Source organism: Intestinibacter sp. (assembly GCF_034113885.1).
Classification (GTDB): domain Bacteria; phylum Bacillota; class Clostridia; order Peptostreptococcales; family Peptostreptococcaceae; genus Intestinibacter.
The window spans coordinates 53304-78305 of sequence record NZ_JAXEWM010000162.1 but is presented as its reverse complement, the minus strand read 5'-3'; the positions used below and the strand labels follow the sequence as shown (position 1 = coordinate 78305).

The following is a 25002-nucleotide window of genomic DNA, read 5'->3' as shown; positions in this document are numbered from 1 at the left end:
AATAATTTTGAAATAAGAAAAACCTAGGCTATAAAACCTAGGTTTTTCAATGCGTTTAATATGATTTAAAAATGGTGCCGCTGATGGGACTCGAACCCATATGGTTTCCCGCACGATTTTGAGTCGTGTGCGTATGCCAGTTCCGCCACAGCGGCTAATTTTTGCTACCTTTATATTATAGCAACATAGTTTAAATTAATCAAGTATATTTTTGAGTAAATTATATTATTTTAATAAATAAAAATAAAATATGAATTTAAAAAACTTATGAAAAAATTAAAAAAAGTGAATAATAAAATATGTATAATATACTATGAAAATTGAGAATTTTTACATTTAAATATTTAATCTTAATAGATTATAATAAGTGTGGTATGATTAAATGATAGGGTGATATACCAATTAATAAGATTAATAATAGGAGTGATAAATTTTGGAAAATACATTGATAATTATAGATGGAAACTCGATAATAAATAGAGCCTTTTACGCGCTGCCAAATATGAGCAATGAAGCTGGACTTAATACAAATGCTATATTTGGTTTTACTCGTATGATGTTTAAAATAATAGAAGAATACAGACCGACTCATATGAGTGTTGCTTTCGACAAAAAAGCACCGACTTTTAGACATAAGGAATACGCTGATTACAAGGCGGGCAGAAAGAAAATGCCTGATGAGCTAGCTGAGCAGCTTCAACCTCTAAAGGATCTTTTAGATAAGTTTAACATAAATAGATTAGAGCTTGAAGGATATGAAGCTGATGATATAATCGGTACTATTTCAAAATTAGGAGAAGAAAATGACTTTAAGGTTTACATAGTTACAGGAGATAAGGATGCTATACAGCTTGCATCACATAAGACTACTACGCTGATAACTAAAAAGGGTGTAGCAGATGTTGAAGAATACGATTACGATTCAGTTATTGAGAGATATGAGATGACACCGACTCAATTTATAGATTTAAAAGGGCTTATGGGAGATAAGTCAGATAATATCCCAGGGGTTCCAGGAGTAGGCGAAAAGACAGGTATAAAGCTTTTAAAACAGTATTCAAGCATAGAAAACCTTATAGAGCATATTGATGAACTAAAGGGTAGCATAAAGAAAAAAATTGAAGAAAACAAAGACCTAGCGATAATGAGTAAGAGATTAGCTACTATTATAAGAGATGTGCCTATAGATGTTAATTTAGATGATTTAAAATACGGAGATTACAACAAGGATGAAGTATTGGATAAATTTAAGGAATTTGGATTTACTAGCTTAATATCTAAATTAATAGGCTTAGATGGAGGAGAAACTACTGTAAAACAAGAAATAGATATAAAAATAGATCATTTAGAAAATGTAGAAGAATTCACTAAAAAAGCTGAGGAAAACAAAAAAGTAATAATAGATGTAATAGGAAGAGAAGGAAATATTTTAGATAAGAGAATATTACACGTATTCTTGAGCTTAGACGGCAAAAATATCTACTATATAAATGAAGACGAGCTAGATAAAATATCTAATATTCTCACAAGCTTTGAAATCAAAAAACACGGATATGATTTAAAGGAAGATTATATACTACTAAAGCCTTACGGTATAGAGCTAAATTCTATGGATTTTGACATAACTATAGCTGAGTATCTAATAGACTCGAAATCATCGACTTCATATGAATGCAGTGCAATAGCTATGAAATACTTGACTAGACAGATAAAATCAAAAGAGGATTTACTTGGAAAGGGAGCTAAGGCTAAGAAGTTTGAGCAAATAGAATTTGAGGAGCTTTCTGCGTATGTAGGAGATATATTAAATACAGTTGCAGATGTATACCCTAAAATGGAAGAAAAACTAAAAGAAACTGAAATGGACGGTCTTTTCTACCATGTTGAAATGCCACTTGTAGAGGTTTTAGGATCTATGGAATACATAGGTATGAAGGTAGACAAGGATCAATTAAATGAACTAAAGGATAAATTTACAAAAATAATATCAGAATTAGAAGCTGAAATATACGAAATGGCAGGAGAGTCGTTTAATATAAATTCACCAAAGCAATTAGGTGTGATTTTATTTGAAAAATTAGGACTTCCAGTTATTAAAAAGACAAAGACAGGATACTCTACAAACGCTGAGGTACTAGAAAAATTAAGAGATAAACACGAAATAATCGATAAAATAACAGAGTACAGACAAATAGTTAAATTAAACTCAACATATGTAGAGGGATTATTAAACATAATTAATCCGAAAACTGGAAGAATACATTCTTCATTCAACCAAACTATAACTACTACAGGTAGAATTTCGTCTACAGAGCCTAATATGCAAAATATCCCAGTTAAAACTGAGATGGGTAGAGACATAAGAAAGGTATTTGTAGCAGAAGAAGGTTGTAAGCTAGTAGATGCCGACTACTCTCAAGTAGAGCTTAGAGTCTTAGCACATATGAGTGGTGACGAAAACATGATAGATGCGTTTAAACATGGAGAAGACATCCACTCAAAGACAGCATCACAAATATTTAACGTGGATATAAATGACGTTACGAGTAAACAAAGAATAGAAGCTAAAGCTATAAACTTCGGTATAATCTACGGAAAAACAGATTTTGGTCTTTCTCAGGACTTAAATATTCCAGTTGCAACAGCTAAGGCGTATATAGAAAATTATTTCTACAAATATCCTAAAATAAAAGAATTTATGGATGATGCGGTAGAAAAAGCAACTGAGACAGGATACGCAACTACTATATTAAATAGAAGAAGATATATACCAGAGATAAATGCGAGCAACTTCATAGTTAGAAACCAAGGTAAGAGATTTGCAATGAATGCGCCTATACAAGGTAGTGCAGCAGACATAATAAAAGTAGCTATGGTGAGCGTATACAACAAATTAAAAGAAAACAACATGAAATCAAAGCTTATACTTCAAGTGCACGATGAGCTTATAGTAGAAGCTACTGAAGATGAATTAGAATTAGCCAAGAAAATAGTAAAAGAAGAAATGGAAAATGCACAAGCTATGGATGTGAATTTAGATGTAGATTTAAATACAGGAAATTCTTGGTATGAAACAAAGTAGGTGAGAAAATGTTAGTATTGGGACTTACAGGAAATATTGGATGTGGAAAGAGCAGTGTGTCTAATATATTTATGCAAAATGGCATAGATGTAATAGATGCAGATATAGAAGCTAGAAAAATATTTGACGATAAGGAATTACTTAATAAAGTATTTTTGACTTTTGGAGATAGTATAAAAAACGAGGATGGGAGCTTAAATAGAAAAGCTCTAGGAAATATTGTATTCAACGACGATGAAAAGTTAATAGAGCTAAATAATTTAACTCATCCTCAAATAAAACAAAATATACTATCACAAGTTTTAAAATATAAAGAGCAAGGTAAAAAAATAGTTGTAATAGACGCAGCATTATTGATAGAAGATGATTATCTGCCTTATATAGATAAGCTAGTTTTAGTAACTTGTAGAGAAGATATACAGATTGAGAGAATAAAAAATAGAGATAATTGCACCGAAGAAGAGGCAATTAGCAGGATAAATTCTCAAATGAGTCAAAGTGAAAAATCAAAATTTGCAGATTACATTATTGATAATTCAAATTCATTTGAACAATTAGAAAAAAGAGTTTTAGAATTTATAGAAATTTTATAAGGAGAATAAGAGTGAAAAAAAAATTAATCTTAATTCTATTTATCGTAATAGTTTTGGGACTTGCTTTATATATGGAAAGAAACGAAATATATAAATATATATATCCTAAAAAATATTCAGAATACGTTGAGTTTTACGCAAAAGAATACAACCTAGATGAAAATCTAGTCTATAGTGTAATTAAGACAGAGAGCAAATTTGATAAAGATGCAGTTTCGAGAAAAGGGGCAAAGGGATTGATGCAAATAGGGGATTCTACAAGAGATTGGGCAATTGAAGAGCTTGAGATGACTGAAGCTGATATTTTTAAGCCTCAGGACAATATAAGGATAGGATGTTGGTATTTAAATAGGCTATATAAAGAGTTTGGAAATTTAGACTTAGTTATCGCAGCATATAATGGGGGATCTGGTAATGTCAAAAAATGGCTAGCTGATCAAAAGTACAGCAACGATGGAGAAAATTTACATACTATTCCTTTTAAAGAGACATCGACTTATCTTGATAAGGTAAAGCGTAATTATGAGATGTATAAGAAAATTTATAATTAGAAAGGTACAACAAAATGAAAAAAATAATAAAATTAATAAGTATAATTTTAGCTTCGATGTTATTTGTTGTGGGATGTAGTGCAGATACAAAAGAGGAGAGCCAATCAGAAAAGACAATAACAAATGATTCAGAATATATAAATTTAACTATGATAAGACCAGATACTATTAATCCTATTTTAAATACTGATAAGTCAGTAAGTTATATTTTGAATTTAGTATATGATAGCTTATTTGAATTTGATGAAAATTACGATCTTCAACCTAAATTAGTAGATTCTTACAGCGTTTCATCAGACAATAAAAGCGTCGATATAAATTTAAAATCTGGGGTAAAATGGCATAATGGAAAGAGCTTGACAGCTAGTGATGTTAAATATACATATGATTTAATAAAATCAAAAAAAGAGAGTGCATATTATGATTTAGTATCAAATATAAGCAGTATAACTGTAAGTGGAAGCAGAAGTCTAACTATTCAATTTAAAGATAATTATGCTTTTTCATTGGAAACTTTGATTTTCCCTATAGTGTCAAAGGATAAATTGAGTGGATTAAAGAGCGATGATTTAGAGCTTCCAAATAAAAACTTAGTAGGTTCTGGAGCATATAAAATAAAAACTTATGAAGACAGGGATTTTATGATTTTAGAACCAAATCAAGATTATTACGATTTTAATGAAGAAGGTAACAATAAAGAAATCTATGTAAAATTGGTGCCGGACACTGAATCACAGGTACAGATGGTATTGTCTTTAGATAGCGATATAAGTAATGTTTCACTTGCGAATATAAGTAAATTTACAGATAACGATAATTTCAAGATAGAGAAATATCAAGGCAGAAAATACGATTACGTTCTTTTTAATTATGAAAATGAATATCTACAAAATTTAGATATAAGAAAAGCTATTTCATTTTCAATAGATAGAAGCTCAATTATAAAGGATGCATATTCAGATAGAGCTAAATTGACTAATTTTCCTCTGAATTCTACATCAAAATACTACGACAATGATTTAAAACCTCTTTCATACAATACAGATAATGCGCAAAATTATCTTAAAAAAGCAGTTTTATCATTAGAAGAACAAAAAAATTCTAAAAAGAAAGAAGAAGAGTCTAAAACTACTGATCCAAATGCAGTAGATGACTCTCAAGATGCTACTATTGACAATAATAAATATAATAGCTCTAGCGACAAACAATCAACTGATGATAAACAAGATGCTGAGGATTCAAAGGAAACGACTGAAGAAACTAAATCATTTAAAGATGTTACAACTGCTGAAGTAAAAGCTTTATTAAAAGACATCAAATTTAAAATAATAGTAAACAAGGACAATAGTGAGAGAGTAAAAGCAGCTAATATAATAAGTAATAGTTTAGAGGCAGTAGGTATAAAAACAGAAATAAAAGATTTAACAAGCGATGAAATGACAAATGCTTTAGATAGCAAGGATTACGATCTAGCATTAATAGGATGTGAATTACCTGCTGTATCTGATGCTACGTATATACTTGAAGAATTGGGATATCAAGATGAGCAATTAGATAAATACTTGAAAAAACTAAAAGAGGCTAATTCAGAAGCTGAGATAAAAAGTATTTACAAAGATATACAAAAATATGTTAAAGAAAATGCAGTATTTATAAGCTTTGGTATGTTAGATGATTATGTCGTATTAAATAAAAGACTTGAAGGAAATTTAAAGTCTAATGATTTTAATATATATAGATCGATAGATTCTCTAGAAGTAAAATAATATTTGAGATAAAGTCGTTTGTCGGTGGAGTTTTTGTAGATAATATGATATAATATACCCATATAGGGTATATGGAGGTGTAATTAATGGAAAAAAAATTATTAATTGAAGGTATGAGCTGCAATCACTGTGTAAATCATGTAAAAACAGCTTTAACAGAAGATATCGAAGGTGTAGAAGTAAAAGAAGTTAGCTTAGACGGCAAATATGCTTTAGTAGATGTAGCTGACGGAGTTACTGAAGATGCTATAAAAGCTGTAATAGAAGATTTAGGATTTGAATTAAAAGGAATAGAATAATATATAAAGAGCCTGCAGGAAAAAATTCTTGCAGGTTTTTTGTATAAAAAAAGATCTCTACTTTATAGTAAATAGAGATCTCTTAAATGGGGGAGATTGAGTATATTGATTTTACATTTACATTATTTACATCTTTAATAAAAAATATACATACTATTTAATATTTTTTTAAAATAATCATATAATTAAAGTAAATATTTTAAAAATACTAGCAAGCTCACATTTTATATTTACATGAATATAATAAAATAAACGAGGTGGGGTATCATGGAGGAGTACAGAACATATAAAGATAATTTTAGAAATTTGATACTTGATATGGTACAGGAAGACTTAGGAAATTATGTATCGCAAAGGGGTGCAAAAAAATTTTTTGAAGCAAACGTCGATAAAGTAATAAATGAAAATTTACAAAAAATTAAAAGCAGAGACAAAAAAGAAGATATATATTTGAAAATTTTAACTTATGGTGCATATAAGGATAATATTTTATCAATAGGAAAATTAATAAAAAAAGAAGAAATTTTTAAATCAAAAAAAGAAATTTATAATTTTGCAAGATACCTTAATTTAAATGTAAATAAAAAGTTTTCATATAATCAAATTTTAAGAATAATATCAAAACATATTTATGACAACAGGAATTTATATTCGACTAGACATGTAATTTACAAAAGAACAGGTAGAGAATATATAATAGATCCTCAAAGTGTTAAAAGTGAATTAATACAAAGCTATAAGTCAAAAACGAGGGAAGAGATGAAAGTCATAGCTAAGCTTTTAGAAGTAGATATAGACGAGGGTGAAGGAGCAGAAGATATAAGAAAAAAAATAATAAATAACATAATAAAAGAGAAGTTGAGAAAAAATAAATAACATACAAATAAGAAGGCGCTAAAAAGCGTCTTTAATTTTTAAGTCAAAAAGGGTGTGATTTATATAAATATTAAAAAGTTTGTATTTCTAGTTATTATGATACTAGCCACAAGTTATTTTATATCTATTCAAGATAATAATTTAAATAAAATAGAAATTAAAATAATAAGCTATAATATACATAGTGGAACTGACAGGGATATGATTCCAACATTATTTGATACGATAAATTTTCTTAAAAAGAGCAAGGCAGATATTATTTGTTTACAGGAGGTAAATGAATCATCTAAGGTAGGATTTCAAGTTAGCAGTTTAAAAGAAGAATTAAATATGTATTCGCACTTTGGGGCAAATGTCGTAAATGATAATGGAAACTACGGACTTGCTACCTACTCAAGGTATAAAATAATTGATAAAAAACACGTTTATCTAACTAGTACAAAGGAACAAAGAGGATTTTTACATACTATTGTAAAAATAAAAAATAAAAAAGTACATGTGATAAATGTCCATTTGGGATTAGATTGTGAAGAACGAAAAAAGCAAATAGAAGAATTGAGATTCTACATAAAAAATTTAAAAAACGAATATTTTATTATTTTAGGGGATTTTAATGAAGGAAATATATCATTAAATGACGAAATTATAGTTGATGTAGCCGAAGAGCTAAATAAATCTAATATATTAACTTTTTCGATGGGACTTGACAGGATAGACTACATGTTTGTTTCTAATAATATAAAAATAGAATCATATGAAGTTTTGATAAAAAATATGTCAGATCATTATCCAATAGTTGCGAAATTTTCCATATAATTATATTATAATAAAAGAGAAATTTAAAATAAAATTTAGGAGGTAATTTATGAATTTTACATTTTGTCACAACAATTTTAATGTAATAAATTTAGAAAAAAGTATAGAATTTTACGAAAAGGCTTTAGGTCTTAAGGAATCAAGAAGAATAGCTCCTGAAGATGGAAGCTTTATAATAGTTTATTTATCAGATGGAAAAACAAGACATAGCTTAGAGCTTACTTGGTTGAGAGATTGGGATAAACCATCATATAATTTAGGAGATAATGAATTCCACTTAGCTCTTGAAGTCGATGATTTTGATAAAGCTCATGAGCTTCATAAAGAAATGGGATGTATTTGCTTTGAAAATAAAGATATGGGAATATATTTTATAAATGACCCAGACAACTATTGGATAGAAATATTGCCAGCTGGTAGAGGTTAATTTAAACAATATTTAGGAATGTAAATTTGGGGGAATAACGTTATGAAAAAAGTAATCTTAGCATTAGGGGTAAGTGCTTTTGCTGTGTCTTTGAATGCTGATAAATCCTATGCAGATTCTAGTGCTGTAGTAGATGTAAGCGCATTGAACGTTAGAAGTGGACCTAGTTTAAATTATTCAAAAATAGGGGTAGTTTATAGAGGAAGCTCTCTAAATGTAATAGAGACACAAGGCCAATGGTCTCATGTAGAATTAAATAATGGATCAAAAGGCTGGGTTTATTCTAGCTACATAAAAAAATCAGGTTCTACATCTGATAATTCAACTACATATGATACAGGGGTTGTCAATGTTAGCTATGTGAATGTCAGAAGTGGAGCTGGAAATCAGTATTCTGTAAAAACTGTCGCCTCATATGGTACAAAGGTAACTCTATTAAATAAATCAGGTGGATGGTGCAATGTAAAATTGAGCAATGGTACTACTGGATGGATTTATCAAAAATATATAGATTTTGGTAAAAATAGTGAAACTAATAATAACAATAATAATACATCAAATGAATTTAATTCATGCAATGGAAAAGTAACATGTTATGCTAACTTAAATGTTAGAAGTGGACCATCTACTAGCTACAGCATAAAGACTAAACTAACTTATGGACAAGTAGTAAAATTAATCGATAAATCAAATGGATGGTACAAGGTAAGCTTGAGTAATGGAATTACTGGATGGGTAAAGGACGATTATATAAAGATAACTACAGAAGATGTAACAAATACTGGTGGAAGTGGAAATAATTCTACTAGTTATAGATCAGCCGTAGTAAACTTAGCGTATTCACTTCTTGGAACTCCATATGCCTGGGGTGGAAATGGTCCTAATTATTTTGACTGTTCGGGATTTACTAGATATGTGTATTTACATGCAGAGGGTAAATCTATTCCGAGGGTTTCTTATCAGCAAGCTGAAATAGGTACATTTATATCTAGAGGAAATTATTTACCAGGAGATTTATTGTATTTTGCGACAACTGGTACAGGAAAAACAAGTCACGTAGGAATTTACGTTGGAAACAATATGTTTATACATGCGAGTGGAAGTGCATCAAATCCAGATAAAGTCAAATTATCTAGCTTAGAAGGCTATTACGGTAGAGTGTTACTTGGTGCTAGAAGATTTTAAAAATAAATATTCATAAATTTAAGCCTCCTTAAATATAATATACAAATAATATTTAAGGGGGCTTAACTAATGAGTAATAAAAAGATATACAAAGGGTTAAATAAGAGGCGCAGGTTTCATTTTAGAAAATTTATAACTACTGTACTTTGTATGGCTTTAATAATTGGATATGCTTATAAAAAAATAGAAGTAGATAAAGTATTAGGGAATTTTAATTTATTTGAAAAAATGTCTTTTGTGGTGGACAAAGTATGCTTTTGGAAGGATTTAGACTTGCAAGCTTTCAAGTTAAATTCTACCGATGCTAAAAAATCAGACAAGTTATTAGAGCAATCAGAAAAAGAAGAAGAATCTAAAAATTTATCTAGTAATGCAAAGGTAGCGATAGTTCAAGGGATAGATGTTTATTTGATACAGGTAGGCTCATTTGATAATGATGAAGATTTAAAAAAAATAGAAGAAAAATTAGAGCAAAATAAAATACCTAACTCGACTTTAAAGATAGATGGTATAAATAAAAGTCAGACTTACATTTCCTTCAAGGAAGAGGATATGAGGCAGGCATTGCCTGTTGTAAAAAATTTATTTAATGATGCATTTATAACTAAGCTAGAAATTCCAGTATTATCATTAGAATATACTGAGGAGTATTCTTACATAAAAAACATATCTGATTATATGAATTCACTATTAAAAAGCTATGAAGAAGAGGCTAATTATTTAAATAAAAATAAAAGTAATTTCGATACTGAAAAATATCAAAATATGATGAATGAAAGAAAAGAAATTTTAAATAAATTGGATAATGAAGTCAAAAAAATAGATTATAAGGAGTTAGATTACTTTAAAAATAATTTATTGTCTTATACTTCACAAATTAAGGACAATATTTCGAACTCTGAAAAAATAATTTCTAGTGATAATCTATATAAATATGAGAGCTTTTTAATATCTTCTGTACAAATGTATTATGAATTCATAAACCAAATGAAAACAGCTTAAAGGGTTGAATTGTTCAACCTTTTTTGTATTTTTTGAAAAAATAAAAAAATTTAAAATCTAAATAAATACATAAAAAAAATATTATTTATGTTATATATTTTTTTTATATTCATTTAAAAAAAGCTAATAATTGAGATAAATAATTAACAATTGTTAAATTTTTGTAGTAAATATAGTATACTATATGTATAAATATCTATGAGTATTAATATAAAAAGACAGGGGGTAAATATAAAATGAGACTCTTAACATTCAAAGGGGGTATACATCCTCCATACAATAAAGAGTATACAAACAAAATAGCTCTAGCGAAAGCTGAGGCTCCAAAAACTGTTTACATTCCTCTTCAACAACATATAGGTGCTCCAGCAAAACCTATAGTAGAAGTTGGCGATCTAGTTAAAAAAGGTCAGATGATAGGACAAGCAGGCGGTTTCGTATCAGCTAACGTACATTCATCAGTTTCAGGTAAAGTCGTTGGAATACAAATGCATGAAGTTCCTGGTGGAGTAGGACAATGCATAGTTATCGAAAATGACTTCAAAGAAGAGCTTGATGAAAGCGTTAAACCAAAAGGAGATTTAGATAATCTAGCTCCAAAAGAAATTATTAAGATTATACAAGATGCAGGTATAGTTGGTATGGGTGGTGCAACATTCCCAACTCATGTAAAATTATCACCTCCACCAGATGCAAATATAGATGTAGTAATCTTAAATGGTGCTGAATGTGAACCATATTTAACTGCTGACCACAGATTAATGCTTGAAATGCCAGAAGATGTAGTATTTGGTATAAGAGCAGTTATGAAAGCATTAGAAGTTAAACAAGGATATATAGCTATAGAAGTAAATAAACCAGACGCTATAGAAGCTGTTACTAAAGCAGCTGAACCATATCCAGAAATAGAAGTTGTTGGGCTTCAAATAAAATACCCACAAGGGGCAGAAAAACAACTTATATATGCATGTACAGGCGGAAGAGAAGTTCCATCAGGTGCATTACCAGCAGCTGCAGGTGCTGTAGTTACAAACGTTGGTACAGCAGCTCAAATAGCTAAATCAATAAAAACAGGATTACCTCTAATAGAAAGAATAACAACTATTACAGGTGATGCTATAAAAACTCCTAGAAACTTAATAACTAAAGTTGGTACACCAGTATGTGAAATAATAGAACAATGTGGTGGATTCAAAGAAGATATAAATGTAGGAAAAGTTATATTAGGTGGACCTATGATGGGTAATGCTCAATACACTACTCAAGCAGCAAGTACAAAAGGTACTTCAGGTATACTATGCTTATCAGAAGAAAAAGCTAGACTTCCTGAACCAACAGCTTGTTTAAGATGTGGTAGATGTACTCAAGTATGTCCAGCATTCTTACAACCTCTATACATAAGTGCTAACTCACTTAAAGGTGACTTCGATAAGGCTGAAGAACATAGAGCTCTTGATTGTATAGAATGTGGATCATGTTCATTTATATGTCCAGCTAGAAGACCTTTAGTAGAATCTATAAGAAATGCTAAACGTCAAATTCAAGCAAAACGTAGAAAACAACAAGCTCAAGCAAAGGCAGCAAAATAAATATTGGGGGGAAATAAACATGGAAAATAAGTTTATAGTGTCATCATCACCTCACATTAGAAGTAATGAAGATACTTCTTATATAATGAAACAAGTAGTAATCGCGCTTTTACCAGCAGCAATTGCAGGTGTATATTTCTTTAGAATGAGCGCATTATATGTTATGTTCTTCTGTATATTAGGAACAGTTGGTTCTGAATTTATATGGGAAAAAATAACTAAACAAAAAAGTACTATTGGAGATTTTTCAGCAGTAGTTACAGGTTTATTATTATCATTTAACGTGCCTGCATCACTTCCATGGTGGATGTGTTTACTAGGTGGAGTATTTGCAATTATAATTGTAAAAATGATGTTTGGTGGATTAGGAAACAACTTTGTTAACCCTGCTCTTGCAGCAAGAGCATTCTTATTAGCATCATTCCCAGTTCCAATGACTAAATGGACACAAGCAGGTGTCAATTGGGTAGGATCTTCAGCAGCAGCTGATGCAGTAACAACTGCAACTCCATTAAGCTTCTTAAAATCAGGAGCAGCAGGACTTCAAGGATTAGCTGACAATGGTATATCTATGACTGATATGTTAATCGGTAATATAGGCGGTTGTGTTGGTGAAACATGTGCTGTATTAATATTACTAGGTGGTATTTACTTAATATACAAAGGAATTATAAGTTATATTATGCCAGTTTGTTATTTAGGAACAATATTTGTATTAACATTCTTATTAGGTGGATTTAATATACAATTTGCTGTAAGTGAAATATTAGCAGGTGGTGTTATGTTAGGTGGTTTCTTCATGTTAACTGACTATACAACATCTCCTATGACTCAAAAAGGACAAATTATATATGCTGTTTTAGCAGGTATAATATGTTCAGTAATTAGATTATATGGTGGATATCCAGAAGGATGTTCTTATTCAATATTATTAGCTAACGTTATGACTCCACTTATAGACAAATACGTTAACAACAGAGTATTTGGGGAGGTGGCTAAATAATGGGCAAAGATATGATTAAATTAGGATTAAACTTATTAATAATAAGTGCAGTAGCTGCATTATTACTAGCTCTTACTAATAGTGTAACTGCAGGTACTATTGCTCAAAGAAGCGAACAAGCAAATGCAGAAGCTAGAAAATTAGTTTTAGATTCAGCTGAAACTTTTGAAGAAGTAAAAGACGTAAATACTGATAATTCTAAAGGTATAGAAGTTGCAGAAGTATATGAAGCAAAAGATGCATCAGGAAATACAGTTGGATATACTCTTAAAGTTGTACCATCAGGTTACGGTGGAGACATTGAATTAATGGTAGGTATAGATTCAGCTAATAGTCAAGTATCAGGAATAAATGTTGTAAGTAACTCAGAAACAGCAGGTCTTGGTGCTAAATCAACAGATCCAGAATTTAGTGATCAATACAAAGGAAAACCACTTGAAGAGCTTTCAGTTCTTAAAAATGGAACTCCTGGCGATACAGAAATCAAAGCAATATCTGGGGCTACTATAACTTCTACAGCAGTAACTAATGGTGTTGACGCAGCAATAGAAGTTTATAATAACTCTTTAAAATAATTGATAGGGGGATTTTAAGATATGAATCTAGGAAAAACATTTAAAAATGGTATTATCGACGAGAATCCAACCTTTGTACAAGTAATAGGTATGTGTCCTACTCTAGCTGTTACAAGTGCAGCTATGAATGGTCTAGGAATGGGACTTTCAACTACAGTAGTTTTAATGTGTTCAAATATAGCTATATCACTACTTAGAAAAGTAATACCAGACAAAATAAGAATACCAGCATTTGTAGTTGTTATAGCTACTTTCGTTACAATAGTACAAATGCTTTTAAAAGCATATATACCAGCACTTGATAAAGCGCTTGGATTATATATTCCATTAATAGTTGTTAACTGTTTAATACTTGCTCGTGCTGAAAGTTTTGCATCTAAAAATGGAGCAGTTGCTTCTGCAGTAGATGGTTTAGGTATGGGTCTTGGATTTACTATAGCTCTTACAGTATTAGGAGCAGTTAGAGAAATATTAGGTGCAGGAAGCATATTCGGAATGAGTTTATTTGGAGCTTCTTATCAACCAGCTTTATTATTCATATTACCTCCAGGAGCATTCTTAACATTAGGAATCTTAATGGCAATATTTAATAAAGTTTCAAAGAAAAGCGCTTAATTTTTAGGAGGGAAATATTATGAATTATATTCTTTTATTACTAAGTATTGTCCTTGTTAACAACGTTATAACATCACAATTCTTAGGTATATGTCCTTTCTTAGGTGTTTCTAAGAAAGTAGATACAGCGGCAGGTATGGGAGCTGCGGTTACATTCGTTTTGGGCCTAGCTTCTTTAATAACATATTTTGTACAAATGATATTAGTAGCAACAGGAACTGAGTTCTTACAAACTATAGCATTTATACTTGTAATAGCTTCAATAGTTCAATTTGTTGAAATGGCACTTAAGAAAATGAGTCCAGCTTTATATCAAGCATTAGGTGTTTACTTACCTCTTATAACTACAAACTGTGCAGTTTTAGGTATAGCACTTGTTAATGTTCAAAAAAGTTATAATATATTACAAACATTAATAAATGGTGTTGGTGCAGGTTTAGGTTTCACATTAGCAATAGTTTTATTCGCAGGAATTAGAGAAAGATTAGAGCTTGCAGATATTCCAGATGCATTTAAGGGATTTCCTATAACATTAATATCTGCAGCATTAATGTCAATAGCTTTCTTAGGATTCACAGGATTAATAAAACTATAAAAACAGGGGGTGAAGTATTGTGGAAATATTAAAATCAGTAATATTATTAGGAGTCATGGGCTTAATATTTGGTGCTGTCTTAGCTTTCGCTGCACAAAAATTCGCAGTTGAAGTTGATGAAAGAGAAGCTAAAATACTTGAAGTACTTCCTGGAGCAAACTGTGGTGGTTGTGGATACCCAGGTTGTGGAGGGGTAGCAGCTGCTATAGCAAAAGGTGAAGCACCTGTAAATGCTTGTCCAGTTGGAGGGGCTGCAGTAGCCGCAAAAGTTGGAGAAATCATGGGAGTTTCAGCTGATGCAGGAGAAAAAATGGTTGCACATGTTATGTGTAAAGGTAGTTGTTCAAGTGCAGCAAATAAATATGAATACCAAGGTATCGGGGATTGTAGAGCTGCAATAGCTTTAATAGGTGGACCAAAAGATTGTAGCTTTGGTTGCTTAGGTCTTGGTACTTGTGTATCTGTTTGTAAATTCGATGCAATAAAAGTAGTAGATGGAGTAGCTGTAGTAGATGAAGATAAATGTGTTCTTTGTGGAAAATGTATGGAAGCTTGTCCAAAAGGAATAATAGCTAAAAAACCAGCTAGTAAAGAAGTTGTTGTAGATTGTAGCTCTAAAGATCCAGGTAAAGTTGTTAAAGCTAAATGTTCTGCTGGATGTATAGGATGTAAGGCTTGTGAAAAAGCTTGTCCAGTTGGAGCAATAACTGTAGAAAATAATAAAGCTACAATAGATTACTCTAAGTGTATAGGATGTAAACAATGTGCAGTTAAATGTCCAAAGAAAGTTATATCTGCAGGAGATATATCAGATAGACGTATAGTAGCTATAGATGAACAAAAATGTATAGGTTGTACAGCTTGTGCTAGAGTTTGTCCATTTGGAGCTATAGAAGGTGACAAAAAACAACCACACAAAGTTGATCCAGAAAAATGTAAAGGATGTCATCTATGCATGCAAAAATGTAAAAAAGACGCAATAAAATGTGTAGAACAATAGATATGAAAAAATAGAATATGGACAAAATAAAGGTATAGATCTCTATACCTTTATTTTATTGCTTTAAAGACAAATAACCTTAAGATTAAATGTAAATATTATTACAAAATTCTTAACAAAAATAAGAAAATTTTAAATAAAAATAATATTTATTTAAATAAAATAAATTTTTTTAAAAAATATAAGATTTATGAAAGAAAAGAGCCTATATTAAGATTGAAATTTTTACAATATAGTGATAAACTTAATTAGTACAAAATTTAAGTACGAGAAGGTGAATAAATGGAAATTATATTAGCGTCGGCTTCACCGAGGAGAAAAGAAATTTTACAAAATACTAAGCTTAAATTCGAAATTCAAAAAAGCGAAATCGAAGAAGCAGTTTTTGAAGAAGAATCTCCTGAGAGTATGGTAGTTAGGCTTGCATATGAAAAGGCATTTGATGTAGCACAGAAAAACAGAGAGAAATTGGTTATAGGAGCTGATACAATTGTTGTTTTAGGAGATGAAGTTTTAGGTAAGCCTAAAGATGAAGAAGAAGCATTTGATATGATACAAAAGCTATCGAATAAAACACACAGGGTTATTACAGGTATTAGCTTGATTAATTTAAAAAAGGGAATAGTTGTAAACGACTATCAAGTAAGCTATGTTACGTTTAAAGATTTAAGTGAGGACTCTATTAAAGATTATATAAATACTAAGGAATCATTAGATAAAGCAGGTGGGTATGGAATACAAGGATATGGAGCTCTATTAGTTGAAGGTATACAAGGTGATTATTTCAACATAGTTGGACTTCCTATTTCTAAACTCAGCGATTTGTTAAAGGATCACTTTGATATAAATCTATTTTATGGAGGATGATTCATCTGCAAGAAACTTTAAATAACGGTCTTAACATAAAAAACATGTTAGAAAGTGATAGACCTAGAGAGAAAATGCTGACAAAAGGTGTAAAATCATTATCTGATGCTGAATTGTTAGCTATTATTATTAGAACTGGAAACAAAAAACACAATGCTATAGAGCTTTCTAATCAAATATTTAAGGAAAAATTAATAAATATAAGAGATTTATATGATATAAGTATAGAAGAGCTATGTAGTATAGATGGTATTGGACTTACTAAGGCTACTCAAATAAAGGCAGCTGTAGAATTAGGAGTCAGAGCTTCCAGTTATATGCCACCTAAATACAAAATAAAAAATCCTTGGGATGTATACAAATATTACATGGATATGTTGAGATACGAATCAAAGGAGATATTTAAAATAGTACTTTTAAATACTAAAAATGAAATAATTACAGATGTAGATATTTCAGTGGGTACTTTAAATGCATCCTTAGTCCATCCAAGGGAAGTTTTTAGAGCGGCAATTAGACGAAGTAGCAATAAGATTATATTAATACATAATCATCCATCAGGATGTCCAACACCTTCTACAGAAGATAAGTCTATTACAAATAGGCTTGTTGAGTGTGGGAAAATAATAGGCATTGAAGTAATTGACCATATAATTATAGGTGATGGATTGTATTTTAGTTTTAAAGAAAATATGTTGATTTGATATAGTGTAAGATTGAAGGGAGCGTTTAAAAATGGCAAGTGAAAAGAAACAAAAAAAACAAAAAGGATCTTTCTTTGGATTCGGAAAAATGACAAAGGATATGGGTATAGACCTTGGTACTGCAAATACATTAGTATACATTAAAGGCCAAGGTATAGTACTTAGAGAACCATCAGTAGTTGCAATAAGAGACGACAGCAAAGATGTTTTAGCTGTTGGTGAAGAAGCAAAGAGAATGATAGGTAGAACACCAGGAAACATAAAAGCAATAAGACCTATGAAGGATGGGGTTATAGCTGATTTTGATATAACTCAATCAATGTTAACTTACTTCATACAAAAATCTACTGCTAAAAAAGGTGGAGCTGTAAGTGCTAGAATAGCCATATGTGTACCATATGGTGTTACTGAAGTAGAAAAGAAAGCTATAGAAGAAGCTGCCCAACAAGCAGGAGCTAAAGAAGTATTCTTAATAGAAGAACCAATGGCTGCAGCTATAGGAGCTGGACTTAGAGTAGAAGAACCAGAAGGAAACATGGTAGTTGATATCGGTGGTGGTACATCAGAAATAGCTGTAATATCACTAGGTGGTATAGATACTGCTGAATCTATAAGAATAGGTGGTAACAAATTAGACGAAGCGATAGTTAACTACGTTAAAAAAGAATACAACCTGTTAATAGGTGAAAGAACTGCTGAAGATGTAAAAATAAACATAGGCTCAGCATATAAAGATGGAGAAGAAGTAACTGCTCAAATAAGCGGTAGAGACTTAGTTACAGGTCTTCCTAAAAAAATCGATATATCTTCTGCAGAAATAAGAGATGCTTTAAAAGATCCTATTAATACAATAGTAAATGGAATAAAAATAACTCTAGAAAAAACAAAACCAGAGCTTGCTGCCGACTTAATGGAAAACGGAATAATGTTAACAGGAGGAGGAGCATTATTAAAAGGTCTTGATCTATTAGTAAAAGAAGAAACAGGAATGCCAGTTTTCATAGCAGAATATCCACTAGATTGTGTTGCTATAGGAACAGGAAAATCAGTTGAAGACCAAGAAATCTTCGAAAAAGTTTTAGTAGCAAACAAGAGAAGATAGAAGCTGGTGATGAGTTTGAGAAGAGACAAAAACAGACGTAAAATAAATTTTAAAGTGATAGCAACTAGTTTAGTTGCTATCACTTTAATTGGAATTGTAAGTATATCAATAGGAATGAAATCGGGAAACAGTCCCTTTAACTCAAATATAATACTTAATATAACATCTACTTTAGAACACGGCGTTAGTAAAGGTCTTGGATTTTTTACTGGCGGGTTTTCAGATATAGTGAATTTCAAATCTAATGCTCAAAAGGTTGAAAAATTAGAAGAAGAAAATAAAAAATTAGAAGAAGAAATAACAAACTTAAAAGGCGAACTAGAAACTACAAGTTCATTAGAACAATTAAAAAAATCATTGAATTTTATCGATGAAAAATACGTTGCAAATCAACTAGCAGCTGAGGTAGTCAGCAAAAACGATGGACTTTGGTATACAAGTATTGTGATAAGCGCAGGTAGCGATGATGGGGTCAAAGAAAATAGCTTAGTTATGAATGGAGATGGTTTAGTCGGTATAGTTACAGAAGTATCTTCAAGCTATTCTAAAGCTATTACTTTATTAGACACTACATCATCAGTTAGCTTTAAGCTATCAAAGGATTCTAAATACAAAGGAATTATTACAACTGGTACAGGTATTAAAGAAGAAGAGTCAAACAGAGAAAAAGGTCTTTTACAAGGATATATGATGGACTCTGATTACGATGTACTTCCAGGAGATAGTGTAGTTACATCAGGTCTTGGTTTATACCCAGAAAACATTGCTATAGGAGAAGTGACAAAGGTTGTCGAAGATAAAAGTAAATCTTTAAAATATGTAGTAGTTAAACCAAATGTAAACTTTAAAAATATAGATAATGTAGTTATAGTAGAACCGAGAAATATAAATTAGAGAGGTAATTATGATGAAGAGAATATTACTTTGTATATTAGGAATCTTTATAATAATAATACAAAATAGTATTATTAATTATTTATCTATTTTTGGAATGACTATAAATATAGTTTTAATATATTTAGTTATAATTTCTCTTTACTTAGAAGAGTTGGAAAGTGGAATTATAGGAGCAATTTTAGGTATTGTCTTAGATTCTAGTGTTGGAGGCGTTTTTGGGTCTAATGCACTTATACTATTTCTGCTTTCATATATGGTAAGTTATCTGAGAAATAAAGTTTACAAAGAAAGTCCTGTAATGATATTTACAATTATTTTAGTTACGACTTTTATATATTGTGGAATTAGTTTTTTATTTGCTAGATCACTATATAATGTATGTAAATTTACATCAATTATAAAAATAATTGTAGTTCCTATTGTAAATAGTTTAGTAGGAATATTAATTTACAAGATATTTAAGACACAAATATTAAAACTAGAAGAAGAATAGTGGTGATTTAATGGAAGACAATAAAGTTAATGAGAGATTTAAAATCATAAAAATTTTTTTCTTAGTTGCCTTTAGTGTAATTATATTGAAAATGCTCTATATGAATATATTTCAATATGATTATTATACAAATCTTGCAGATAGTAAAACATACAAAGAAGTTACTATAAAAGCTGCAAGAGGAGAAATTAGAGATAGATATGGAAGACTTATAGCAGGAAATACAAATTCATTTGTAGTTGAAGTTTCAAGCGATCAATTGACTGCATCGGGAAATGATGCAAATGGTATTGCCTTAAAAATAATGAATAAATTAATCGAGAATAATGAAGATTATGAAGATAATTTTCCTATTATTATAGATAAAAATGGAAACTATTCTTATACATATGATCAAAATGTAAGTGAATATAAAGAAAAGAATAATATTCCAGCAAATTTAAATGCAAAAGAAACATTTTACTATTTAGTCGATAGCCTTATTGACGATGGAACATTAAAAAAATCCGACAGAGATTTAAAACCAGCAGAACTTCAAAAGAAGCTTAATAGTAAGGGGTATTATCCTCCTATTTTAGTTTCTAACTTCACATTTACAGAAATCAAAGATAAAAATGACTGGTTAGAGAGCTTTGTAAAGAAAACTAGTTCAGGTGAAAAAATCGAAGTTAAAAAGACTGATAGTGCAAAGGTCGCATTTGAGAAGATTAGAAAGTACTACGAAATCGATGAAAGCTTAAGTGATCAAGATGCTAGAAAAATACTTGTAGTTAGAAACTTGATAAAATCTCAAGGATATAAAACTTATTATCCTGTGACATTAGCCTCAAATGTATCAGAAGAGACTATATCTTTTGTAGAAGAAAATGCAGCTAATATGTCTGGAATTTCTATATCTAGTGAACCAATTAGATATTATCCAAATGGATCATTAGCTTCCCATGTATTAGGTTATGTAGGAAAAATTCCATCTCAAAAATTAGATGAATATTTAAATAATAAAGAAAAAGAATATCAATCAGATGATATTATCGGTCTTACAGGAATTGAGGCGACACAAGAGGATAATCTAAAAGGTATCGATGGATATAAAAAAGTAAAGGTAAATGCGACTGGTAAAATTACAGATGAGTTAGAAGTTAAAGAGCCTGTATCAGGTGATACGGTTTATTTGACTCTAGATATGGATTTACAAAAAGTAGCAGAAGAAGGATTGGAAAAGACTATAAAAGTTGCAAATAACGGAGGGACTTTTAAAAGTGACTACGGAGATGTATCTGTAAGCGGTGGAGCTGTAAATGCAAAAACTGGAGCAGTTATAGCTGTAGATATAAAGACAGGAGAAGTTTTAGCATCAGCTAGTTATCCAGATTACGATCCTAACTTATTTGTAACAGGTATTTCCTCAAAGGATTACGACAAATTACAACCTAAAAATCCAAATGATACTTTAGCAGCCAGCCCTCTTTTAAATTTAGTAACTCAAGGTGTGTTCCAACCAGGTTCTACATTTAAAATGGTAACAGGAATGGCAGCATTAGAAAATGGATTAGACCCAAATTATACAATAGCTGATACAGGTGTTATAAAGCTAGAAGGACAAACCTTTGGGGATGCCGTTTGGAATAAAGGTGGAGGAAATCATGGTGCTGTAAATCTATACAAAGCTATACAAGAGTCTTGTAATATTTACTTTGGTATAGTTGGTACTGGAACAAACTTTTTAAATGAAAGTCATAGCCCAGGAATAAAGATGAATTCAAAGAAAATACTTGAATATGCTAAGTTATTTGGTTTAAATGAAAATACTGGTCTAGAAGATGAAATAACAGAAGTTGCTGGTAAAGTACCTAGTGAAGAGGATAAAATTAATTCAACTAAAATATCACTTAGATCTTATTTAAATTTAAATATATTAGATAGTTTTACTGATATAGATGAAAATGACGATGAAGAAATGGATAAGAGAATAGATGAAATTGTAAGTTGGGTAGATGAATATCCTTGTCCAGGAAGAGGCGAAGTGATGTCAAGGCTTGCAGATTTAAAAGTAAAAGAAGACAGAATCGAAGACTTAGCAGATTCTATATTATTTACATATTTAAAATTTGCTAGATGGACTACTTCTGACAACTTAAACTTATCTATAGGACAAGGTGAAAATGCATATACACCATCACAAATTGTAAGATATGTAATGGCAATTGCAAATGGTGGTTATTTGACAGACTTGACTTTAACTAAGAAAGTTGTCAATAATGATTATGAGACAACTTTTGAAAGTAAAATAGTATCTGAAAAAATTGATTTTAAAGATGATGATAACTTAAAGGATTTAATAAAAGGTATGAAGCTAGTTACAACAGAAGGTACAGCGGCAAAATACTTTGCCAATTTCCCTGTGGCAGTTGTAGCAAAAAGTGGTACTGCCGAAAGAAACGACAAAATACCTACATCAAATGAATATAACTATTTAATGAAACATTTATCTAGTTATGGAGTAAATAAGGATGAAGTATTAAAAGTCTACAATCAATTGAGAAAAGATAGAGAAGCTGAATTAACTAAAAATAGAATAAAAGAAATAAACGAAGAATTGAAAAAAGATGATTTGGATGATGAAACAAGAGCAGAATTAGAAAAAGAATTAAAAGATGGTGTCGATGAAAAATTAGCTAATACAGATAAGATAAATGCTGCTTATCTGAGAAGAGCTATAAAGAAGGTTAAACCATCTATTACAGATGAAAAGATAGATGCATATAAAGAAACTTATGGAGACTTCGGTTGGGCAGTAGCATTTGCTCCAGCAGATGATCCTGAAATAGCAGTAGCAGCAGTTATTCCTCAAGGTACTACATCTACTTATGCATTCTTACCTATAAAGGATATAATAGGATACTATGTATCTGGTTCTCCAGAAGATGAATCAGATAGTACAAATAATAATTCTAAAGATCAAAATTCTAATTCTGATGACAACAGTGAAGATACAGGTAGTGACAATAAATTAAATTTTCAAGTTCAAATAAAAAAATAAAAAGGTGATTAATATATTTATGAAGAATATAGTAAATAAATTGATATCACTCTGGAGGTTGTTATGTCTTTAAAAGAAGTTTCTGCCAGTGAACTTGTTGAATTTAAAGGCAATAAAAAAGGTATAGTTGTGAATATAAAAAAGGTAGCTCCTTTTGATGTTGTTAAAGATTCAATAATTAATAGGTTAGAAGAATATGTAGGATTTTTTAATGGAGCCAAAATCTGTGAAATTAATTGTGATTACTTAAGTGATATTCAAATAATGATAATAAAGGAAGAGCTTACGTCTAGATTTGATATAGAATTTACAGAGGATCAAGAGAAAAAGCAATTAGGTTTATTTGATACTAAATATGTTGATAATTTAAGGTCTGGTGAAAATATAGTATATGATGGAGATATAGTCGTTATGCAAGATATGAACCCAGGTTCACAATTAACTTCAATAAGAGATATAGTTATTATGGGTAATATAAGCGCTGGAGCGAGAGCTATTGCAGCAGGAAATATAATTGTTATGGGTAAAATTGAAGGATTTGTGCATGCAGGCGCGAGTGGTAATGACAGAGCCTATATAGTTGGAAACTGTCTATGTCCTAAGGTTTTACAAATTGCCGATAATATAGCTGAGGCGCCCGATGATGATGAAAGTAACCAAGAAATTAAAGAAATCAGCCCAGAGATAGCCTTTGTAAGTGAAGGACGAATAGTAATAGAGAGTTACTTACCTAAAAATATAAAAAACAAGGAAATCTATAGGGGGTAGTGAGATGAGTGAAGTTATAGTTATAACATCAGGTAAGGGTGGAGTTGGTAAAACAACGACAGTTGCGAATTTAGGAACAGCATTGAGCTTTGAAAACAAAAAAACAGTAGTAGTAGATGCTGATATAGGACTTAGAAACTTAGACGTAGTTATGGGTCTTGAAAATAGAATCGTTTACGATATAGTTGATGTTGTGGAAGGTACTTGTAAATTAAAACAAGCTTTGATCAAGGATAAGAGGTTTGAAAATTTATACTTACTACCAGCAGCTCAAACTAGAGATAAAAATGCAGTATCAGAAGAGCAAATGGAAGAATTATGTCAAAGATTAAAAGAGTCTTTTGACTACATTATAATAGATTGCCCAGCTGGTATTGAACAAGGATTTAAAAATGCTATAGCAGGAGCAGATAGAGCATTAGTAGTAACTAATCCTGAAGTTTCTGCTGTAAGAGATGCAGACAGAATAATAGGTTTGTTAGAAGCCAATGAAATTAGCAATATACAGCTTATAATCAATAGAATAAGACAAGACATGGTTAAACGCGGAGATATGATGGATAAACAAGATATAGTGGAAATACTAGCTATAGATCTAATTGGTATGGTTCCAGATGATGAAAGTATAATAATTTCTACAAATAAAGGTGAACCTGCAATCTTAGATGAAAGATCTGTCGCTGGGAAGGCCTATAAAAATATAGCAAAAAGAATATTGGGTCATGATATTCCTATTATGGAACTTCAAACTCAAGAAGGATTTTTCAGTAAAATCAAAAAAATGTTTGGAGCTGCCAAATAGATAGGAGGATAATTATGTTCGATTTTTTTAAGTCATTAAATGGTAATCCAAAAACGAGCAAAAATGTGGCAAAGGAAAGATTGAAATTAGTGTTAGTACACGACAGAATTGATTGTTCTCCACAGCTATTAGAAGCTATAAAAGATGATATATTAGAAGTTATATCAAATTACGCAGAAATCGACGAAACAGGCTTAGAAATAAAAATGTCTAAAACTAGAAGTGAAACTGATGATAAACCAGTATCAGCCTTAGTTGCAAATATACCACTTAAAAATATAAAAGAGAGAAAAATTTAAGTTTTTTAATGGGGATATACATCTAAGTATATCCCTTTAAAATATAAAATGTTTTT

25 protein-coding genes and 1 tRNA gene are annotated in these 25002 nt (G+C 30.5%); 25 read left to right on the top strand and 1 reads right to left on the bottom strand.

Annotation, left to right across the window (positions count from 1 at the left end):
* Positions 1-72 precede the first annotated feature (72 nt).
* A tRNA-Leu gene (locus SPD90_RS10260) sits at positions 73-155 on the bottom strand.
* Positions 156-433: 278 nt separating this feature from the next.
* Between SPD90_RS10260 and polA the strand changes: the two genes are divergently transcribed.
* The 25 genes from polA to minE all read left to right on the top strand — a co-directional run bounded on the left by polA (position 434) and on the right by minE (position 24946).
* A complete protein-coding gene (gene polA, locus SPD90_RS10255) occupies positions 434-3082 on the top strand; it encodes a DNA polymerase I (RefSeq protein ID WP_320925157.1) in 2649 nt (882 codons plus the stop codon).
* 8 nt (positions 3083-3090) lie between these two features.
* A complete protein-coding gene (gene coaE / locus SPD90_RS10250; protein WP_320925156.1) occupies positions 3091-3675 on the top strand; it encodes a dephospho-CoA kinase in 585 nt (194 codons plus the stop codon).
* 71 nt (positions 3676-3746) lie between these two features.
* The gene (locus tag SPD90_RS10245) at positions 3747-4226 is read left to right on the top strand and encodes a lytic transglycosylase domain-containing protein (protein WP_442909070.1); all 480 of its coding nucleotides are present in this window, start codon (positions 3747-3749) and stop codon (positions 4224-4226) included.
* A gap of 14 nt (positions 4227-4240) precedes the next feature.
* Positions 4241-5992 carry an ABC transporter substrate-binding protein gene (locus SPD90_RS10240; protein WP_320925154.1) on the top strand — a complete coding sequence of 584 codons (1752 nt, stop codon included), beginning with the start codon at positions 4241-4243 and terminating at the stop codon, positions 5990-5992.
* Positions 5993-6078: 86 nt separating this feature from the next.
* Positions 6079-6291, top strand: a complete 213-nt coding sequence (locus tag SPD90_RS10235; RefSeq protein ID WP_320625027.1) for a heavy-metal-associated domain-containing protein — start codon at positions 6079-6081, stop codon at positions 6289-6291.
* 267 nt (positions 6292-6558) lie between these two features.
* Entirely contained in the window at positions 6559-7167 is a 609-nt protein-coding gene (locus SPD90_RS10230; RefSeq protein ID WP_320625028.1) for a hypothetical protein, read from the top strand.
* A 54-nt stretch (positions 7168-7221) separates the two neighbouring features.
* Positions 7222-7983, top strand: a complete 762-nt coding sequence (locus SPD90_RS10225) for an endonuclease/exonuclease/phosphatase family protein (protein ID WP_320925153.1) — start codon at positions 7222-7224, stop codon at positions 7981-7983.
* Positions 7984-8032: 49 nt separating this feature from the next.
* Positions 8033-8410: a VOC family protein gene (locus SPD90_RS10220; protein ID WP_320625030.1), complete on the top strand. Its 378-nt coding sequence runs from the start codon at positions 8033-8035 to the stop codon at positions 8408-8410.
* A 42-nt stretch (positions 8411-8452) separates the two neighbouring features.
* Positions 8453-9595, top strand: a complete 1143-nt coding sequence (locus SPD90_RS10215; RefSeq protein ID WP_320925152.1) for a C40 family peptidase — start codon at positions 8453-8455, stop codon at positions 9593-9595.
* A 69-nt stretch (positions 9596-9664) separates the two neighbouring features.
* On the top strand, positions 9665-10597 hold the full coding sequence (locus SPD90_RS10210) for a hypothetical protein (protein WP_320625032.1): 933 nt from the start codon (positions 9665-9667) through the stop codon (positions 10595-10597).
* 236 nt (positions 10598-10833) lie between these two features.
* On the top strand, positions 10834-12186 hold the full coding sequence (gene rsxC, locus SPD90_RS10205; protein ID WP_320625033.1) for an electron transport complex subunit RsxC: 1353 nt from the start codon (positions 10834-10836) through the stop codon (positions 12184-12186).
* 19 nt (positions 12187-12205) lie between these two features.
* Positions 12206-13189 (top strand): RnfABCDGE type electron transport complex subunit D, encoded by a 984-nt coding sequence (locus SPD90_RS10200; protein WP_320925151.1) that lies wholly within the window; start codon positions 12206-12208, stop codon positions 13187-13189.
* Positions 13189-13764: an RnfABCDGE type electron transport complex subunit G gene (locus tag SPD90_RS10195; protein WP_320625035.1), complete on the top strand. Its 576-nt coding sequence runs from the start codon at positions 13189-13191 to the stop codon at positions 13762-13764. Before SPD90_RS10200 ends, SPD90_RS10195 begins: the two co-directional genes overlap by 1 nt.
* Positions 13765-13785: 21 nt before the next feature.
* On the top strand, positions 13786-14379 hold the full coding sequence (locus SPD90_RS10190) for an electron transport complex subunit E (RefSeq protein WP_320625036.1): 594 nt from the start codon (positions 13786-13788) through the stop codon (positions 14377-14379).
* A 19-nt stretch (positions 14380-14398) separates the two neighbouring features.
* The gene (rsxA, locus tag SPD90_RS10185) at positions 14399-14974 is read left to right on the top strand and encodes an electron transport complex subunit RsxA (RefSeq protein ID WP_320625037.1); all 576 of its coding nucleotides are present in this window, start codon (positions 14399-14401) and stop codon (positions 14972-14974) included.
* A gap of 19 nt (positions 14975-14993) precedes the next feature.
* Positions 14994-15974: an RnfABCDGE type electron transport complex subunit B gene (locus tag SPD90_RS10180; RefSeq protein WP_320625038.1), complete on the top strand. Its 981-nt coding sequence runs from the start codon at positions 14994-14996 to the stop codon at positions 15972-15974.
* Positions 15975-16256: 282 nt separating this feature from the next.
* Positions 16257-16841, top strand: a complete 585-nt coding sequence (locus tag SPD90_RS10175) for a Maf family protein (protein WP_320925150.1) — start codon at positions 16257-16259, stop codon at positions 16839-16841.
* Positions 16838-17545, top strand: a complete 708-nt coding sequence (gene radC, locus SPD90_RS10170; protein ID WP_320925149.1) for a RadC family protein — start codon at positions 16838-16840, stop codon at positions 17543-17545. The genes SPD90_RS10175 and radC overlap by 4 nt, the downstream gene beginning before the upstream one ends.
* Before the next feature lie 31 nt (positions 17546-17576).
* A complete protein-coding gene (locus SPD90_RS10165; RefSeq protein WP_290693786.1) occupies positions 17577-18647 on the top strand; it encodes a rod shape-determining protein in 1071 nt (356 codons plus the stop codon).
* Between the two features lie 9 nt (positions 18648-18656).
* Entirely contained in the window at positions 18657-19541 is an 885-nt protein-coding gene (gene mreC / locus SPD90_RS10160; protein WP_320925148.1) for a rod shape-determining protein MreC, read from the top strand.
* Between the two features lie 10 nt (positions 19542-19551).
* A complete protein-coding gene (gene mreD, locus SPD90_RS10155) occupies positions 19552-20037 on the top strand; it encodes a rod shape-determining protein MreD (RefSeq protein ID WP_320925147.1) in 486 nt (161 codons plus the stop codon).
* Positions 20038-20047: 10 nt separating this feature from the next.
* Entirely contained in the window at positions 20048-23077 is a 3030-nt protein-coding gene (locus SPD90_RS10150; RefSeq protein WP_320925146.1) for a penicillin-binding transpeptidase domain-containing protein, read from the top strand.
* A 63-nt stretch (positions 23078-23140) separates the two neighbouring features.
* Positions 23141-23845 carry a septum site-determining protein MinC gene (locus SPD90_RS10145; RefSeq protein WP_320925145.1) on the top strand — a complete coding sequence of 235 codons (705 nt, stop codon included), beginning with the start codon at positions 23141-23143 and terminating at the stop codon, positions 23843-23845.
* A 4-nt stretch (positions 23846-23849) separates the two neighbouring features.
* The gene (gene minD / locus SPD90_RS10140; protein WP_320925144.1) at positions 23850-24647 is read left to right on the top strand and encodes a septum site-determining protein MinD; all 798 of its coding nucleotides are present in this window, start codon (positions 23850-23852) and stop codon (positions 24645-24647) included.
* A gap of 14 nt (positions 24648-24661) precedes the next feature.
* Positions 24662-24946: a cell division topological specificity factor MinE gene (gene minE / locus SPD90_RS10135; protein WP_320925143.1), complete on the top strand. Its 285-nt coding sequence runs from the start codon at positions 24662-24664 to the stop codon at positions 24944-24946.
* The last annotated feature ends 56 nt before the right edge of the window (positions 24947-25002 follow it).